We start from the raw sequence: 14,747 nt of genomic DNA on the forward strand, positions 1-14,747 counted from the left end.
TTCTGTGTGACATGCGCAACAGCAATGTGAGGCGCGCAACAGCGATATGACGGTGCGGTGGCCCCCCGTCCGGGCAGAAGAGGAGGCCATGACGCACATCCACGGCCACCGCTGGGGCCATTCCGCACTCACCGTCGACCTCGACCTCGAGCCTGACGGAGCGCCGAGGCTCCGGGTGACGCGGCCCGGGGATCCGGAGGCGCCGCCGGGAGACCTCCCGCTCGTCGACGTGACCCTGTCGGGCGCGGGCACGGGCTGGTCCGGTCCGCGCTTTCGGGGTACGGCGCTCGGGCCCCGGCTCGTGTACCGCGCCCACCACGCCGCCCACGGCGACGGCTGGCACCGCCTCACGGTCGAACTGCACGACCCGGCAAGCGGGTTGACCGCCTTCGCCGAGTACTCCTCGCCCGACGACGTGCCGGTGCTGCGCTCCCGGGTCCGGCTGCGCAACGACGGACCGGAGCCGCTGACCGTGCGTGCCGTCGGCAGCCTGCTGCTCGGCGGGCTGCCCTCCCCCGACGTCCTCGACGCGCACCGGGCACGCAACGACTGGCTCGCCGAGTGCCGTTGGTACACGGAGCCGCTACGGGACGCCGTACCGGACGTCAACCGGCACGTCCACGAGCACGACGCGCGGGCGGCCCTGCGGCTGACCGGACGGGGCAGCTGGCCGACCGACGGGCATCTGGCGATGGGCGCCCTCACCGACCGTACGGACGGGCGGTGCTGGCTGTGGCAGGTCGAGTCGGCGGCCGGGTGGGGGTGGGACGCGGGCGAGGCTCCGGCGAGGCGGACGTATGTCGGACTGGGCGGTCCGACGTACGACGACCACGGCTGGCGCCAAGTGCTGCGTCCTGGTGAGGAGTTCGCCTCCGAGTACGCGGCGATGGCGCTGGGGGACGGCTTCGACGGGGCGCTGGCCGCGCTGACGTCGTACCGCCGTCGGGTCCGCCGTCCGCACCCGGACCACGAACACCTCCCGGTCGTCTTCAACGACTACATGAACACGCTGATGGGCGACCCGACGACCGAGAAACTGCTGCCGCTGATCGACGCGGCGGCTCGGGCGGGCGCGGAGTACTTCTGCGTGGACGCCGGCTGGTACGACGACACGGCGGACGGCGGCTGGTGGGACGGCGTCGGCGCGTGGCAGGCGTCCGCGCGCCGCTTCCCCGGGGGCATCGGGGTGGTGCTGGACCGGATCCGCGAGCGCGGGATGGTGCCGGGGCTGTGGCTGGAGCCGGAGGTGGTGGGCGTACGCAGTTCGGTGGCCGCCGAGTTGCCGTCCGCCGCCTTCCTGCGCCACGACGACGGCACCCGCGTCACCGAACAGGGCCGCCACCAACTGGACCTGACCCATCCGGCGGCCCGCGCCCACCTGGACAAGACGGTCGACCGGATCGTCGGCGACTGGGGTGTCGGATATCTGAAGCTGGACTACAACATCACGACGTCGGCACCGGGCCTGCTGGAGCACACGCGGGCGTGGCGGGCGTGGATCTCAGCCGTCCTGGACCGCTACCCGGACCTGGTGATCGAGAACTGCGCTTCGGGCGGCATGCGCATGGACGGCGCGTCCCTGTCGGTCACCCAGCTCCAGTCCACGTCCGACCAGCAGGATCCGGTCGGCTACCCGCCGATCGCGGCCGCCGCGCCGACGGTGGTGCCGCCGGAGCAGGGGGCGGTGTGGGCGTATCCGCAGCCGGAGTTCAGCGATGCCGAGATCGCCTTCACGGTCGGTACGGCGATGTCGGGACGCATCCATCTCTCCGGGCACCTCGACCGCATGACGGATCGTCAGCTGGGGCTGGTGCGGGAGGCGGTGCGGACGTACAAGGCGATCCGCGGGGATCTGCGGTCGGCCGTGCCCTTCTGGCCGCTCGGGCTGCCCGGGTGGACCGACGCGTGGGTGGCGCTGGGGTTGCGGGCGCCGGTGCAGGGGGCGACGTACGTGTCGGTGTGGCGCCGCGGCGGGGAGGCCGAACAGGTGCTTCCCGTACGGCGCTTGGCGGGGCGGGCGGACGGCGTACGGGTGGAGGTCCTGCACTCGGCGGGCGAGGCGTCGGCCGAGTGGAACGGAGCCGGCCTGCGGGTGCGGCTGGCCGACGCCCCGTCGATGGCGCTGGTGAGACTCACGTAGCCGACGCGCCGGCGGCATGGGGGGCGCGGCTACGGGGGCGGCCAGGGGGGCGACGAAGGGACAGGCGCGCCGGACGGCCTTCCGCACGAGCCGGTGGCGGCCGTTCGCCCACGCGGGTCGGCTCAGCCGCGCACCAGCCAGTCGCCGCTCCCGATGCGCTTCCCCCGGGCGCGCAGACGTGCGGCCACGGAGGGTGCGGCGACGTACACCCAGGCCCGTACGCTCCGCCCGCCGCTGCTGCCGCCGCTGCCGCCGCCACCGTCGCCGTCGTCGTCGTCGTCGTCGTCGAGGGTCACCTCGCGCTCGACGCGCAGGTAGAGGCTGCGCGGATCCCCCGGCGTGTACTCCTCCAGCCGGTCCAACTCGACCAGCAACTCCCCGTAGGCCTCGGGCAGTGCGGTGACGACCTCGCCGTACACCACTCCCCCGCGCTCCTCCCCACTCTCCTCCACGGCGTACGGATAGCCGGGCCCCTCGTACAGCACCGCGCCCGTGAGCCGCCCCGGGTCCTCGGACCGGATACGTCCGCGCAGGAAGAGGTCGTGGTTGGGCTCGCCGGGGCGGAGGGTGCCGTAGACGAAGAAGGGCAGTTTCGAGGCGCTCACGAAAACGATTCTCTCCCCTCACACACCTGCGCATCTGCGCCATAGACATGACATGCCAGGGCGCCTTAAATCTTGGTCAAGATCCGCGCAACCCCCACGTCCCGCGCCACCTCATGTCCCGTTGCACCCCCACGTCCCGCGCCCCCCCGTCCCGCGCGCCCCCTTCACGCCTTCACGCGTGCACGCATTCGCGCCCTCTCAGGCGCCTTCCCGAGGAGATCGATGAGCCGGATACGGCCGTACGTCCGAGGTTCCCGTCGTCTCACCACCGCCGGCGCAGCCGCCACCACCGCCACCCTGCTGGCCGCCGCACTCAGCCCCGCCGCCGACGCGGCCGACCGGCCGACCCGGGCCTCCGCGATCGAGAACGCGGCGTCGGTGCTCGCGGACCGGGCCGCGGCGCTGGGTCTCACCGACGCACAGGACACGACCGTCCGGGACGTCGTGGTGGACGCGGACGGCACACAGCACGTCCGCTACGACCGCACCTACCGCGAACTGCCCGTCCTCGGCGGCGACTTCGTGGTCCACCTGGCTCCCGACGGCAGCTACCGCAGCGCCAACCTCGCCACGAAGAACGCGATCTCGCTCGCGAGCGTCACCCCGAAGCTGTCCGCGCCCAAGGCCGCCGACCTCGCGGTGAACGCGCTGCGCGCCGCCAACCTCGGCGAGACCCTGCGGAAGATCACCGCCAAGTCGGAGCTGGTCGTCGACGCCCTGCACGGCACCCCGAAGCTGGCGTGGCAGACGAACGCCGTCGCGCAGGACGCCCTCGGCAACCCCACCGCGCGGACGATCCTGACGGACGCCGGCACGGGCACCCAGATCGACGCCTGGGACACCATCGAGACCGCGTCGGGCGACGGCAAGTCCCTGTACGGCGGCACGGTTCCGCTGGAGACGACGCTGTCGGGATCGACGTACCAGCTGAAGGACACGACGCGCGGGAACACGTACACCGGTGACGCCGCGAACCAGAACGACCTGTGCGTCCTGACGATCTGCCTGAGCCGGGCCCCCTCGACGGTCTTCACCGACGCCGACAACCACTGGGGCACGGGCACGGACGCGGACCGCGCCTCGGCGGCGGTGGACGCGCAGTACGGCACGGACGTGACCTGGGACTACTACAAGAACGTCCACGGCCGCAACGGCATCGCGGGCGACGGCAAGGGGTCGTACAACCGCGTGCACTACGGCACCCGGTACAACAACGCCTTCTGGGACGACAGTTGCTTCTGCATGACGTACGGGGACGGTGACGGCACGCAGCTCGGACCGCTGGTGTCGCTGGACGTGGCGGGCCACGAGATGTCGCACGGCGTGACGTCGAAGACGGCGGCACTCACGTACTCCGGCGAGTCGGGCGGCCTGAACGAGGCCACCTCCGACATCTTCGGCACGCTGGTGGAGTTCTACGCCGGCAACACGTCCGATGCGGGTGACTACCTGATCGGCGAGAAGATCGTCCGCTCCGGCTTCGGACGGGACGCCCTGCGCTACATGGACAAGCCCTCCAAGGACGGCGCCTCCGCGGACTGCTGGACCTCCGGCGTGGGCGACCTCGACGTCCACTACTCCTCCGGCGTGGCCAACCACTTCGCGTATCTGCTGGCGGAGGGCAGCGGCACGAAGACGGTGAACGGCGTCAGCTACAACTCACCCACGTGCGACGGCTCTTCGGTGACGGGGATCGGCCGGGCCAAGCTGGGGGCGATCTGGTACCGGGCCCTGACGGTCTACATGACGTCGTCCACGGACTACGCGGCTGCTCGTACCGCGACGCTGAGCGCGGCGAAGGATCTGTACGGGGCGGGGAGCACGGAGTACGGCGCGGTGGCCGCGGCTTGGAGTGCGGTGGATGTGGGGTGAGTTGGACTGACGCCTGACGTGGCCGCCTCGGTTCTTCGGGCCGAGGCGGCCGTTGCCTTGCTTGAGTTGCTCAGAGCCCGGCGATGAGAGCAGCCCGATCGCTTCCGCGGCCATGAAGCGGCAGCCGGACGCCGAGTTCATCGCAGCTTGGGGGAAGCTTGCTCCCGGCACGCTCGATCGCGCCGAAGGGAATCGCGGGGGGAGAGAGAGCTGTCGGCTACTGCTCGCCCAGACTGGTGGCGTGTTGATCCACCTCGATGTCCGAGCGCTGTACGCCGGTGAATCGTGTGGGCCGGAAGGCCCCAAGGAGGTCCTGCTCCTGATCGGTTGTGATCTCGGCCGCGACCAGGCGTCCCAGAATCGGCGCCAGGGTGACCCCGCTGTGCGAGACGAGGCAGTAGACGCGGGACTGCGCGCAGGCATACCCGGCGACGGTGTGGCCGTCCGCGGGCAGTGACCGCAGGCCGATGCGCAGGTCGATCTCCGGTGCCCGGCCCGGGTCGGGCAGCAGTGCGGAGAACCGTCGGGCGAGGGTGCTTGCGATGTCCCCGCCCGCGGACGGCGGGTCTGCCGGATCGACGTGGGCGTTCAGATCGAGAGCCTGCAGGACGGTATGCCCGCCGGCCTCGGGGCGGAGGTTGAGGCCGGGGCTGTGGATCACGCAGCGCAGGTCGAGTTGTGGTGACCTGGCGTACCCGAGCAGGCCGACGGTCTGCGCTCCGCGACCGGCATCCGTCACCATGGGAACGTCGATCCCGGCCCGTGCGGCGAGCCGTTGGGTCCAGCGGCCTGCCGCCAGGACGACTCGATCACCCGTGCAGACCTCGCCTCCGGCCAGGGTGACGGATACTCGGTCAGGCCCGTCGTCGATGGCTACGACCTCGCCGACCGCTAACGTGGCTCCGTGCTGCTCGGCGTCCGCCAGCAGGTTGTTCACGAAACGGTCCGGCAGAACGTATCCCTCGCTGGGGAAGTGTGCGATGGACGTGATGGTCTCCGGGATGCGCAGGCCCCCTGCGGTCCGCGCCGCTTCGTTGGGGGTGACCCAGTGTGCGGGGTAGCCGAGTGCCTGCAGTCGTTCCACGTTGCCGGCGAGCCGCTGCTCGTTTGCGGCGTCCGCCCACTGCAGCGCTCCGCTGGGGAAGTACGACGGTGCGCCGCGCAGTTGCCCGGCGAGCCTGGCGTGCTCCTCCATCCCCGCGAGGTTCAGCCGGTGGTAGTCCGGGTCGGGCTTCCGGCTGGAGTTGGTCCAGGCGAAGGTGGTCGCGGTCGTGCCGGTGCCGGCTCCCCGCTGATCGAGCAGGAGAACGTCCTTGCCTGCGACGGCAAGCTGCCTCGCGACGCTCACGCCCAGCACGCCGGCACCGACGATGATGACCTTCATTGTGTGCGCTTCCTTTCTGGCAGCGGCACGCTGCTCACATGGCGGGGACCGGAAGCTCCAGGAAGAACTCGGCGGTTCCCGGACGGACGAGGGTCGTCACCACCTCGACGGTGCTGCCGTCATCGGCACGCAACTCCCTGCGCCTCATCAGCGCGGGCGTTCCGGTCTCGCTGTGCAGCAATGCGGCGTCGTGCTCGTCGAGGGCCACCGGGTCGAGGAAGAGCCGGATCGAGTCGATCGGTACTCCCCTGCGCTGCAGATACGGGAGGGTGACGAGGTCTTCGAGGTTCTCGTTCAGCAGGTCGGGGGCGGCCGCAAAGAGGACGACGTGCCGCTCGACCGACTGCGGCTCCTCGCGTACGTTCAGTTTGCGGCGGACCAGTTCCACTACGGCCGTGTCGGCGGAGGCGCCAGGGAGGGTCAGGATGGCGTCGGCGGCCCTGACGATCCGCGCGGAAACCACTTCGTGTCTGCCCGGCGCGCCCTTTGCGGCTGCCGCAGGAGTGACGAAGTTGAGCAGATTGATCTGCCGCGTCACGTCCGCCACGAACGATCCGTGGCGCCGCCGGCGGATTGCCAGCCCCGCCTCGGCCAGGTCGTTGAGGACCCGTTGGGCCGTGGCACGACTGACGCCGTACTCGGCGGAGATGTCCATCTCGCTTGGCAGACGCGAGCCAGGCGGGAGGGCCCCGGACAGGATCTTCGCTTCGAACTCTCGCCTGATCTGTACATAGAGTGGCACGGTCATGGCTAGACCGTACATTCACTCGATTGACTGGTAAGAGCGAGCTGACCAGCCCGGTCTTCAGCGTCCGAGCCTCATGGGCGGGGTGCTGTTCCCGACCTGTCCCGCGGGGTTGCCGGGCGGGTTCGACGGTGACCACGGAGCCGAGCCGACGACGGTACGGGCGCGGCTGCGCCTGGAGCCTTCCGGACCGCCGATGACGGGCGATCGGCCCCGCCTTCACCGATTCGCTGAAGACACGCCGGGCCCCGTAACAGCCGGCACCCTTCTCACGGTGGAGATCCTTTTCAGCCGGTAGTCGAGCGCCAGAGGGCTGGACCCTTGCCTGCTTCGTCATGTCGGTCTCCCGCCTGATCTGCACGCGACCAGCACCCGTCCTCTAGACCGTACAATTAGATAATTGACCGGTCAATACGAGTGAGCAGAGGATCTACTCAGCAGCCATCGCCCTGAGAGGAAGGCCAGTGCCACCGGTCTGGTGGCCGGCTCGGACGCCCGCGAGCCGAGTCGGTCCGAGCCCCGCCCTATGACTTCGGAGGGTCACAACCACCTCCCCCTCCTTCTCTAATGGGAGCCAAGCCGACGGAGAGTCGGGAGGACGGCAGGGGGTGACCACGGTGCGGGCTTCGAGGTTCGTTTCCACGGTGGCGCTGTCGATGTGCGTGGCGGCCATGGTGGGCGGCTGCGCGGACGGCGCGGGCCGGGACGATGCGGGGGAGCCGCGACCCGTACCGCGGTCGGCCCCGGCCCAGGACGATCTGCTGAAGAGCGCCGAATCCGCTCTCGTGCAGCGTTGCCTGACGGAACGTGAGGTGGCGCTGCCGGCGGCGGGGTCGCGCGGGTCGACGGAAAAGGCAGCCGCACCGCGGCGCGAGTTCCCGTACGGGATCGACGACCCCGCCTGGGCCGCCGAGCACGGTTTCGGCGGCGCGGCGGAGACAGAACAGGCGCAGCAACAGGAACAGCAGACGCCGCAGGCCGGAAAGAGGGCCGCCGAGCAGCAACAGCGGCTGACCGACGCGATGTTCGGCACCGGACGTCGTGAACTGTCCACCCGGACGGCCACCGGACTGGTCGTCAAGGCCAACAGCGACGGCTGCCTCGCCGCGGCACAGCGCGTCCTCTACGGCGACCAGGTTCGCTGGTTCCGCACCGAGGTCGCGGTCAACAACCTCGGGGCCGCCGCTCACGACCGGGTGACCCGGGACCCGGCGTACCGGGCCGCGCTCGCCCGCTGGGCACGCTGCATCGCCCCGGTGCACAAGGCCGAGGACCCGGCAGAGCTGCGCAGCGCATGGCAGCGCCGCGCCCGTGACCTCGATCCGCGTCAGGCCACGGATCTGCAGCGGCGGTACGCCGTGGCCGAGGCGCGGTGTGTCCGGAGCACCGACCTCGCTGACACCGGCGCACGGCTGGAGAAGGACCACGCGGCCGACCTGCGTGCCGAGTACGCCGACCTCATCGGCGAGCACCGCCAGATGCGCGATCGCGGCCTGCGGTACGCCGTCCGGCATGGCCTCTGAGGCCTCTCACTCCGACCGACACGACCCGGGTTCACTCACCGAACCACTTACTGAACCACTTACCGAATCACTCAACCGCATCACTCAACCGCACCGCACACCACATCGAAGGGATCCACATCATGCGCAAGACCTTCATCACCGCGGCCGGCGTGCTCCTCGCCGCCGGTGCCTCCCTGGCCGTCGTACCCGGCACCGCCCAGGCCGCCGCCCCCTGCGCCGAGGGGAGTTTCTGCGCCTACACCGACGCCGACTACGGCGGTCTGTCCGTGGGTTGGACCGGCGACGACGGCTGGTGGGAGGGCAACATCGCGGACGAGGACAGCTCGTGGGCCAACCACGGGATCTCGGGCCCGGGCATCAAGGACCACGTCAAGGTCTACGCCAGCGCGTGGCAGGGCGGCGGCGTCACCATCTGCCTGGACCCCGGCCAGGAGGTTCCTTACAACGAGGGCGCCAACGACCGGGGTGACTCCCACATCTGGACCACCGGCTGCTGAACGTACCGAGGGCGCACCGCCACCTCCGGGGGAGTGGCGGTGCGCCCTCAGTCGCGCAGTCACGCGAAAACCCATGGCGGCGCCGCTCGCACGCCGGATACGCTCCGCTGCCGCCCGCCCGAACTCCCAGGAAGCCGTATGCCGTCCACGACCAAGATGCACCCCGACGAGCTCGACATCGACGCGACGCTGGTCGGTGGGCTGGTGTCGGACCAGTTCCCGCAGTGGGCGGAACTCCCGGTGACGCGGGTCGGGTCCGCCGGGACCGACAACGCCATGTACCGGCTGGGCGACGAGATGGTCGTACGGCTGCCGCGGCTGCCCGGTGGAGCCCACCAGATCGGCATCGAACAACGGTGGCTGCCGAGGCTGGCCCCGCACCTTCCGCTGACCGTGCCGGTACCGCTCGCCGAGGGTGCGCCCGGGCGCGGGTACGCGCTTCCGTGGGGGGTGTACCGGTGGCTGGACGGCGACAACGCCTATGACGTGCCTCTCACTGAACTCGCCGATGCGGCCCTGGAGTTGGGTCGGTTCGTCGCCGCGCTGCGGCGGGTCGACGCCACGGACGGGCCGGTCTCCTGGCGGGGCGGACCGGTCGTGGGCAACGACGAGTCCGTCCGTGCCGCGATCGACGACATGGGCGCCGACGGGACGCTGGACGCGGCCGCCGCCACGGCCGTCTGGGAGGACACCGTCCGGCTGCCCCAGTGGGACGGCCCTCCCGTCTGGCTCCACGGCGACCTGCTGCCCGGGAACCTGCTGACGGAGGGCGGCCGGCTCACCGCGGTCATCGACTTCGGCGGCCTCGGCATCGGCGATCCGGCGGCGGACGTGATGGCCGGGTGGACGCTCTTCGACGCCGAGACCCGTGGCCTCTTCCGCGAGGCGGCCGACGTGGACGACATGACGTGGGCCCGGGGGCGGGGATGGGCCCTGTGCTTCGGGCTGACGGCGGAGCACTACTACCGCGGCGGGAAGAACCCTGTGCTCGCGACGGTGGGGCGGCGGGCGGTGCAGGAGGTGCTCGCCGAGTACGCGGGCGGCATGCGGACCTGACCTCCACATGCCGCCCGCTGCCCGCTGGCCACCGGCCACCGACCCCTACGCGCGTTCCGTCAGCCACGTCCGCTTCGGCCGGCACTCCAACTTGCCGTCCACGACCTTGCACCAGGTCTGGTAGCCGCTGGAGTAGAGGCGCTTGCCGAGCCAGTCGTAGGCGTCCGCGTCGGCGCGGCTCGGCGGCGTGTACGGGACGAAGTTGGCGGCGTCGTCGATGCTGCCGGTGCCGTCGTAGCGAGCGACCTTGGGGTACGGGTACACCGGGCGGGTGCGGGTCACCGTGTCGTTCGTGACGTTGGACGCGACGATCGCGGCGGGCTTGGTGGCGCTCTCCGCCCACGCCATCACCGGTGTGAGGACGTCGAAGGTGTTGGGGCCCGCGCCGCCGCTGCAGTGGGCCACACCCGGGAACATGTACAGCTTGGCGAACCGCTCGACGTCCCGGGCGCCCATCGTCGTACGCATCGCGTCGTAGTACGCGAGCGTGCCCTGCGGCGAGATGTGCTGGTCGTTCCAGCCGTGCCAGAGCAGCAGCTTGCCGCCGCTCTTCCGGAAGGCACCGAGGTCGGGGTCCAGCGCGGCGAGGTAGCTGGAGGACTGGACCGTCTCCCAGAAGGACTCGGCCGTGAACTTCAGGTCGGACAGCCGGAAGTCCGGGTTCGGGGCGTTGGTGTAGGCGAGGTAGCGCGCGAAGGACGTCACGAAGTTCTCGCTGGAGACCGTCTCACCCTGCGACTTGGGCACGAACAGCGTCCATTCCAGCTCCGAGCCCCACTCGTGGGAGATCGAGATCTCCAGCTTGCGGCCCTTCGAGTCCGTCGCTCCGTCGTGCAGCCGTTGGACCACGCCTGCCTGAGCCGCCGTCAGACACGTCGACGGATCCTGGCCGGACTCGCACACCAGCGTCCGCGGGTCGAAGTCGCACCGGCGCGGGTCGTCGAGGAGTCCGTCGGTCAGGCCGTCCAGCGCGTCGCAGGCGTCGAGCACGGCCCGGTGGACGAGGGGCAGTTTGTCGGCGAGGAGGATGTAGTCGCCGTCCGCGTCCTTGTTCGTCAGGACGTTCCACGCGTGGTGGAAGGTGTTCTGGACGACCATGTTGTTCGCGGGTGCCCCGGCGGCGATGCCGTCGAAGTCGTCGGGGTAGCGCTGGGCCTCCATGAGCGCCTCACGGCCGCCGTCGGAGCAGCCGGTGAAGTAGGAGTACGCGGGGCGCTGACCGTAGAACCTGGTGATGACCGCCTTCGCGACCTGGGCGGTGACGTGCACTCCCCGGTACGCGAAGTCGATCTGCGCCTGCGGGTTGTCCAGGGCCCAGGAGCCGTCGTTGAGGCCCTGGTGGCCCATGTCCGTCGTGGCGCTCGCGACCGTGCCGTCCTTGACGACCGGACAGGTGGAGGCCTGGCCGTAGTTGATGTTGGCGCTGCCGCACAGGCCGCCGCAGCCGGTCTGGACGTAGCGCTGCGTCCAGCCGTTGACCGGCAGGCGCATGACAATGGTGTTCGCGGGGGCGATGGCCCCCCGCACCTCGCAGTACGGGGCCGCCGCCCCGGTGGTCACGACGGTCGCGGAGCGGATCGTGACCGGTGCGTCGGTGACCCCGTCCAGGTCGAGGCCGGTCACGTCTGCGCACTCCAGGACGGGCTTCACGGCGGGCAGGTCGGCCAGACCCTCCGCCGTGATCACGCGGCGCGACGCGTCCGCGCCGGCAGCGGCGGGACCCGCGCCGCCGATCGGCACCAGGACCAGCGCGAGCAGCGCGGCCGTGACCGCTCTGCCGCGTACGAAGGACCAACGCATGGGCTTTCCTCCTCGGTGGGGCGCGGCGCCCGGGGGTCGGGCGATGTGCCGCCGAGCGGGTAGCGTGACGGAAGTCGAAGATATCGTCAACAATTTGGACAGCAATTCAGGCCAGGTTGTCCGGGCGGGCCCGGTCACCCGTTCACACCTCCGCCCTGCACCCTTCGGGTTCTTTTTCCCCTCTCGCCCGTCTCGCACCGATGACCTGCTGAAACAAGGGCAACAGCCCGCCGGGCGGGCCTTGCCTGACACCCATTCACCCCATTTCTGACACACCCTCAGGAAGCGGTATCGGTCTGCTGCCACTTACCTCGGAAGGGCAGCCCCACCGAAAGGGCAGCCCCCACCGAAGGGCAGCCCCACCGAAGTGCACCGCAGAGCTCGAGGGAGCACCGATGCGACGTACCGCCCGTCTGCTGTCCGGTACCGCGTTCGCCGTCGCCGTGGCCGGCCTCGGCGCCGCGCCCGCGTACGGCAGCGGCGGCGCCGGCAGCCTGGAGGTCTTTCCGTCCTCCGTCGTGCCGGGCGAGCAGGTCACGGTGAACACGGCGGACTGCGGGGACGGCGGGACGGCGGCGGGCGACGCCAGCGCGGCGGGCGCGGGTGCGTTCACGCTGGCGCCCAGCACGCACGAGGGCGACGCGATCGGGCAGTTCCGGGTACCGCCGAGCGCGCAGCCGGGGACGTACGAGATCGTCGCGACCTGCGCGGAGGGCGGTCGGCGGGTCACGGGCGACCTGGTCGTCACGCTGACGTCCGCGGGGCGACCAGTGCCTCCGCGAGGAAGTGTGAAGACGGGGGTCGGCGGCGCACTGGGCCCCGATCCCGTACAGACCGCGGCCGGCGTGGCGGCTCTCGCCGTCGCCGCCGCGGGCGGTACCTGGCTCCTGCATCGCCGGGCGAGAGGCGACGGGATCTGACGGACACCCTCCGCTGTCCGTCCGCCGGTACCGCAACCCCCCTCCCCCTCCGGGTCCGACGCCCCTCGCGGCCCGGAGGGGGAACGGGGCCACATCGAGAGGAGGCCGGCGTGCGCCGATTCGGCAACGCCGCCATAGCAGGCGTCACCGTGGTCGCCCTCTGCTCCGGCGCATGGCTGCTGCGCAGCGGCGCCGAGACGCACGCACCGCCGCAGCCGTCCGCCGCCGAGGCCCGTGTCGACCCGCGCGCCCTGCGGTCCGCCGCGCCCGCGCTGCCGCCCTCCCCGCCCGACCGGATCCGCATCCCCTCGATCCAGGTCAACGCCCCCCTGATGGACCTCGGCCTCACTCCGTCCGGCAGCCTCGACGTCCCGCCCGCCGCGCGGAAGAACCTCGCCGGCTGGTACGAGGCCGGGACCACCCCCGGCGAGAGGGGCACCGCGATCGTCGCGGGCCACGTCGACAACGCCGACGGCCCCGCCGTCTTCTACGACCTCGGCGCCCTGAAGAAGGGCGCCGCCATCGAGGTCGACCGGCGCGACGGAGGCGTGGCCGTGTTCACCGTGGACGCCGTCGAGGTGTACGACGCGAAGGACTTCCCCGACGAGAAGGTGTACGGGGCCAAGCCGCGGCCCGAACTGCGGGTGATCACCTGCGGCGGAGGCTACTCACGGAGCACCGGCTACCAGGGGAACGTCGTCGCCTTCGCGCACCTCACCGGAAGCCGCTGAGGGCTCCCCTACTCCCTCCAGGATGTTCGTCCGCCCCCACGCCCCGAGCGGCCCCAACGCCTCGTTCAGGGAGACCCCCCGAGGCGTCAGCGAGTACTCCACCCGCGGCGGTACCTCGTCGTACGCCTCCCGGTGCACGACGCCGTCCGCCTCCAGCTCCCGCAGCTGTGCCGCGAGGACCTTCTCCGTCACGCCGGGCAGCTCTCTGCGCAGCTCGCCGAAGCGGCACGGCCGCACGTGCAGCGCCCACAGGATCAGCACCTTCCACTTGCCGCCGATCACGTCCATCGCCGCGTCGATTCCGCAGACGTACGCCCCCGGCCGCCGTACGGTCGTCATGCCGACCCTCCCCTGCCTGGAACCTTTCCCGGTGGTAACCACCCACTCCGAAGTGCGTACTTGAGCAGGCCGTTCCCCTGCGACGAGCCTAATCGCCATGACTGACAACGCACTTGCCCAGCCCGGCCCTTCCCGCCCGACCGCCCTCACCCTCCTCGGCACCGGAGCCATGGGCACCGCCCTCGCCCGCGCCTGGCTCGCCGCCGGGCACCCCGTCACCGTCTGGAACCGCACCCCCGCCCGCGCCGAAGCCCTGGCCGCCGAGGGCGCGACCGTCGCCGCGAATGCCGCCGAAGCGGTGGGCGCGAACCGGCTCGTGGTCGCCTGTCTCCTCGACGACGCCTCCGTCGGCGAGGCCCTCGACGGGGCCGACCTGACCGGCCGGGATCTGGTGAACCTGACCACCGGAACGCCCGCGCAGGGACGTTCCCGCGCCACCTGGGCACAGGCTCGCGGGGCCCGTTTCCTGGACGCCGGGATCATGGCCGTACCGCCGATGATCGGCGCCGCGGACTCCGGGGCGTACGTCCTCTACAGCGGTTCCACGGCCCTCTTCGAGGAGCACCGGGACACACTCGCCGTCCCGGCCGGGGCCACCTACGTCGGCGCGGACCCGGGGTTCGCCGCGCTGCACGACGTGGCGCTGCTGAGTGCGATGAGCGGGATGTTCGCGGGCATCACGCACGCCTTCGCGCTGATCCGCCCGGAGGACATCGCCCCGAAGGACTTCGCGCCGCTGCTCGTGTCCTGGCTCGGCGCGATGGCGCCCATGGCCCACCAGGCGGCCGACCGGCTGGAGAGCGGCGACTACGCCAAGGACGTCGTCTCCAACCTGGCCATGCAGGTCGCGGGCAACGCGACCCTGCTGCGTACGGCCGAGGAGCAGGACGTGAGCGCAGAGCTGCTGACGCCGTACATGGCCCTGATGGAGCGCCGCCTGGCGGGCGGCCACGGCCACGAGGACACCACCGGGCTGATCGACCTCCTCGCGGGCCGCTAGGGCCTGTCCGGCGGACCATGCCGCAGACGCGGGGGACAGGCCCTAGAAGGCTGATGAAGATCTTGGGGTTCTGGCCCTGCCGCGTGAGCGGCAGGGCCAGACTCGTTGTGTGGCGATGGGTGAGTGGGTCGG

13 protein-coding genes are annotated in these 14,747 nt (G+C 71.2%); 8 read left to right on the forward strand and 5 right to left on the reverse strand.

Going from position 1 to position 14,747, the window contains the following annotated elements:
• Positions 1-88 precede the first annotated feature (88 nt).
• Entirely contained in the window at positions 89-2,140 is a 2,052-nt protein-coding gene (locus ADK57_RS41090) for an alpha-galactosidase (RefSeq protein WP_053754839.1), read from the forward strand.
• Positions 2,141-2,262: 122 nt separating this feature from the next.
• Here the strand turns inward: ADK57_RS41090 and ADK57_RS41095 are convergent, their stop codons facing one another.
• Entirely contained in the window at positions 2,263-2,745 is a 483-nt protein-coding gene (locus tag ADK57_RS41095) for a gamma-glutamylcyclotransferase family protein (RefSeq protein ID WP_053754840.1), read from the reverse strand.
• Between the two features lie 222 nt (positions 2,746-2,967).
• Between ADK57_RS41095 and ADK57_RS41100 the strand changes: the two genes are divergently transcribed.
• On the forward strand, positions 2,968-4,617 hold the full coding sequence (locus tag ADK57_RS41100; protein WP_053754841.1) for a M4 family metallopeptidase: 1,650 nt from the start codon (positions 2,968-2,970) through the stop codon (positions 4,615-4,617).
• 217 nt (positions 4,618-4,834) lie between these two features.
• On the opposite strand, the gene ADK57_RS41105 is transcribed toward ADK57_RS41100, so the two are convergent.
• Both ADK57_RS41105 and ADK57_RS41110 read right to left on the reverse strand, forming a co-directional pair.
• The gene (locus ADK57_RS41105; RefSeq protein ID WP_053754842.1) at positions 4,835-6,001 is read right to left on the reverse strand and encodes an NAD(P)/FAD-dependent oxidoreductase; all 1,167 of its coding nucleotides are present in this window, start codon (positions 5,999-6,001) and stop codon (positions 4,835-4,837) included.
• Between the two features lie 34 nt (positions 6,002-6,035).
• On the reverse strand, positions 6,036-6,749 hold the full coding sequence (locus ADK57_RS41110) for a GntR family transcriptional regulator (RefSeq protein WP_053754843.1): 714 nt from the start codon (positions 6,747-6,749) through the stop codon (positions 6,036-6,038).
• 605 nt (positions 6,750-7,354) lie between these two features.
• Here ADK57_RS41110 and ADK57_RS41115 point away from each other — a divergent pair.
• The 3 genes from ADK57_RS41115 to ADK57_RS41125 all read left to right on the forward strand — a co-directional run bounded on the left by ADK57_RS41115 (position 7,355) and on the right by ADK57_RS41125 (position 9,825).
• Positions 7,355-8,269: a hypothetical protein gene (locus tag ADK57_RS41115; RefSeq protein ID WP_053754844.1), complete on the forward strand. Its 915-nt coding sequence runs from the start codon at positions 7,355-7,357 to the stop codon at positions 8,267-8,269.
• A gap of 122 nt (positions 8,270-8,391) precedes the next feature.
• The gene (locus ADK57_RS41120) at positions 8,392-8,769 is read left to right on the forward strand and encodes a peptidase inhibitor family I36 protein (RefSeq protein WP_053754845.1); all 378 of its coding nucleotides are present in this window, start codon (positions 8,392-8,394) and stop codon (positions 8,767-8,769) included.
• A gap of 138 nt (positions 8,770-8,907) precedes the next feature.
• Positions 8,908-9,825 (forward strand): aminoglycoside phosphotransferase family protein, encoded by a 918-nt coding sequence (locus ADK57_RS41125; protein WP_053754846.1) that lies wholly within the window; start codon positions 8,908-8,910, stop codon positions 9,823-9,825.
• A 45-nt stretch (positions 9,826-9,870) separates the two neighbouring features.
• Here the strand turns inward: ADK57_RS41125 and ADK57_RS41130 are convergent, their stop codons facing one another.
• Positions 9,871-11,625: a tannase/feruloyl esterase family alpha/beta hydrolase gene (locus tag ADK57_RS41130; protein WP_053754847.1), complete on the reverse strand. Its 1,755-nt coding sequence runs from the start codon at positions 11,623-11,625 to the stop codon at positions 9,871-9,873.
• A gap of 395 nt (positions 11,626-12,020) precedes the next feature.
• Between ADK57_RS41130 and ADK57_RS41135 the strand changes: the two genes are divergently transcribed.
• On the forward strand, positions 12,021-12,545 hold the full coding sequence (locus tag ADK57_RS41135; protein ID WP_053754848.1) for a hypothetical protein: 525 nt from the start codon (positions 12,021-12,023) through the stop codon (positions 12,543-12,545).
• A 110-nt stretch (positions 12,546-12,655) separates the two neighbouring features.
• Positions 12,656-13,276 (forward strand): class F sortase, encoded by a 621-nt coding sequence (locus tag ADK57_RS41140; protein WP_053754849.1) that lies wholly within the window; start codon positions 12,656-12,658, stop codon positions 13,274-13,276.
• Here ADK57_RS41140 and ADK57_RS41145 read toward each other — a convergent pair.
• Complete coding sequence (locus tag ADK57_RS41145) at positions 13,214-13,615, reverse strand: winged helix-turn-helix transcriptional regulator (RefSeq protein ID WP_053754850.1); 402 nt, start codon at positions 13,613-13,615, stop codon at positions 13,214-13,216. The genes ADK57_RS41140 and ADK57_RS41145 overlap by 63 nt on opposite strands.
• A gap of 97 nt (positions 13,616-13,712) precedes the next feature.
• On the opposite strand from ADK57_RS41145, the gene ADK57_RS41150 reads away from it, so the two are divergent.
• Entirely contained in the window at positions 13,713-14,615 is a 903-nt protein-coding gene (locus tag ADK57_RS41150; protein WP_053754851.1) for an NAD(P)-dependent oxidoreductase, read from the forward strand.
• Positions 14,616-14,747 lie beyond the last annotated feature (132 nt).

Source organism: Streptomyces sp. MMG1533, assembly GCF_001279775.1.
Taxonomy (GTDB): Bacteria; Actinomycetota; Actinomycetes; order Streptomycetales; family Streptomycetaceae; genus Streptomyces.

What these genes read in the sequence shown, in the direction of transcription:
- ADK57_RS41090 (WP_053754839.1), top strand. Translation starts at nt 89, where the DNA reads ATGACGCACATCCACGGCCACCGCTGGGGCCATTCCGCACTCACCGTC.
- ADK57_RS41100 (WP_053754841.1), top strand. Translation starts at nt 2,968, where the DNA reads ATGAGCCGGATACGGCCGTACGTCCGAGGTTCCCGTCGTCTCACCACC.
- ADK57_RS41105 (WP_053754842.1), bottom strand. Translation starts at nt 6,001, where the DNA reads ATGAAGGTCATCATCGTCGGTGCCGGCGTGCTGGGCGTGAGCGTCGCG.
- ADK57_RS41110 (WP_053754843.1), bottom strand. Translation starts at nt 6,749, where the DNA reads ATGACCGTGCCACTCTATGTACAGATCAGGCGAGAGTTCGAAGCGAAG.
- ADK57_RS41120 (WP_053754845.1), top strand. Translation starts at nt 8,392, where the DNA reads ATGCGCAAGACCTTCATCACCGCGGCCGGCGTGCTCCTCGCCGCCGGT.
- ADK57_RS41125 (WP_053754846.1), top strand. Translation starts at nt 8,908, where the DNA reads ATGCCGTCCACGACCAAGATGCACCCCGACGAGCTCGACATCGACGCG.
- ADK57_RS41130 (WP_053754847.1), bottom strand. Translation starts at nt 11,625, where the DNA reads ATGCGTTGGTCCTTCGTACGCGGCAGAGCGGTCACGGCCGCGCTGCTC.
- ADK57_RS41135 (WP_053754848.1), top strand. Translation starts at nt 12,021, where the DNA reads ATGCGACGTACCGCCCGTCTGCTGTCCGGTACCGCGTTCGCCGTCGCC.
- ADK57_RS41145 (WP_053754850.1), bottom strand. Translation starts at nt 13,615, where the DNA reads ATGACGACCGTACGGCGGCCGGGGGCGTACGTCTGCGGAATCGACGCG.
- ADK57_RS41150 (WP_053754851.1), top strand. Translation starts at nt 13,713, where the DNA reads ATGACTGACAACGCACTTGCCCAGCCCGGCCCTTCCCGCCCGACCGCC.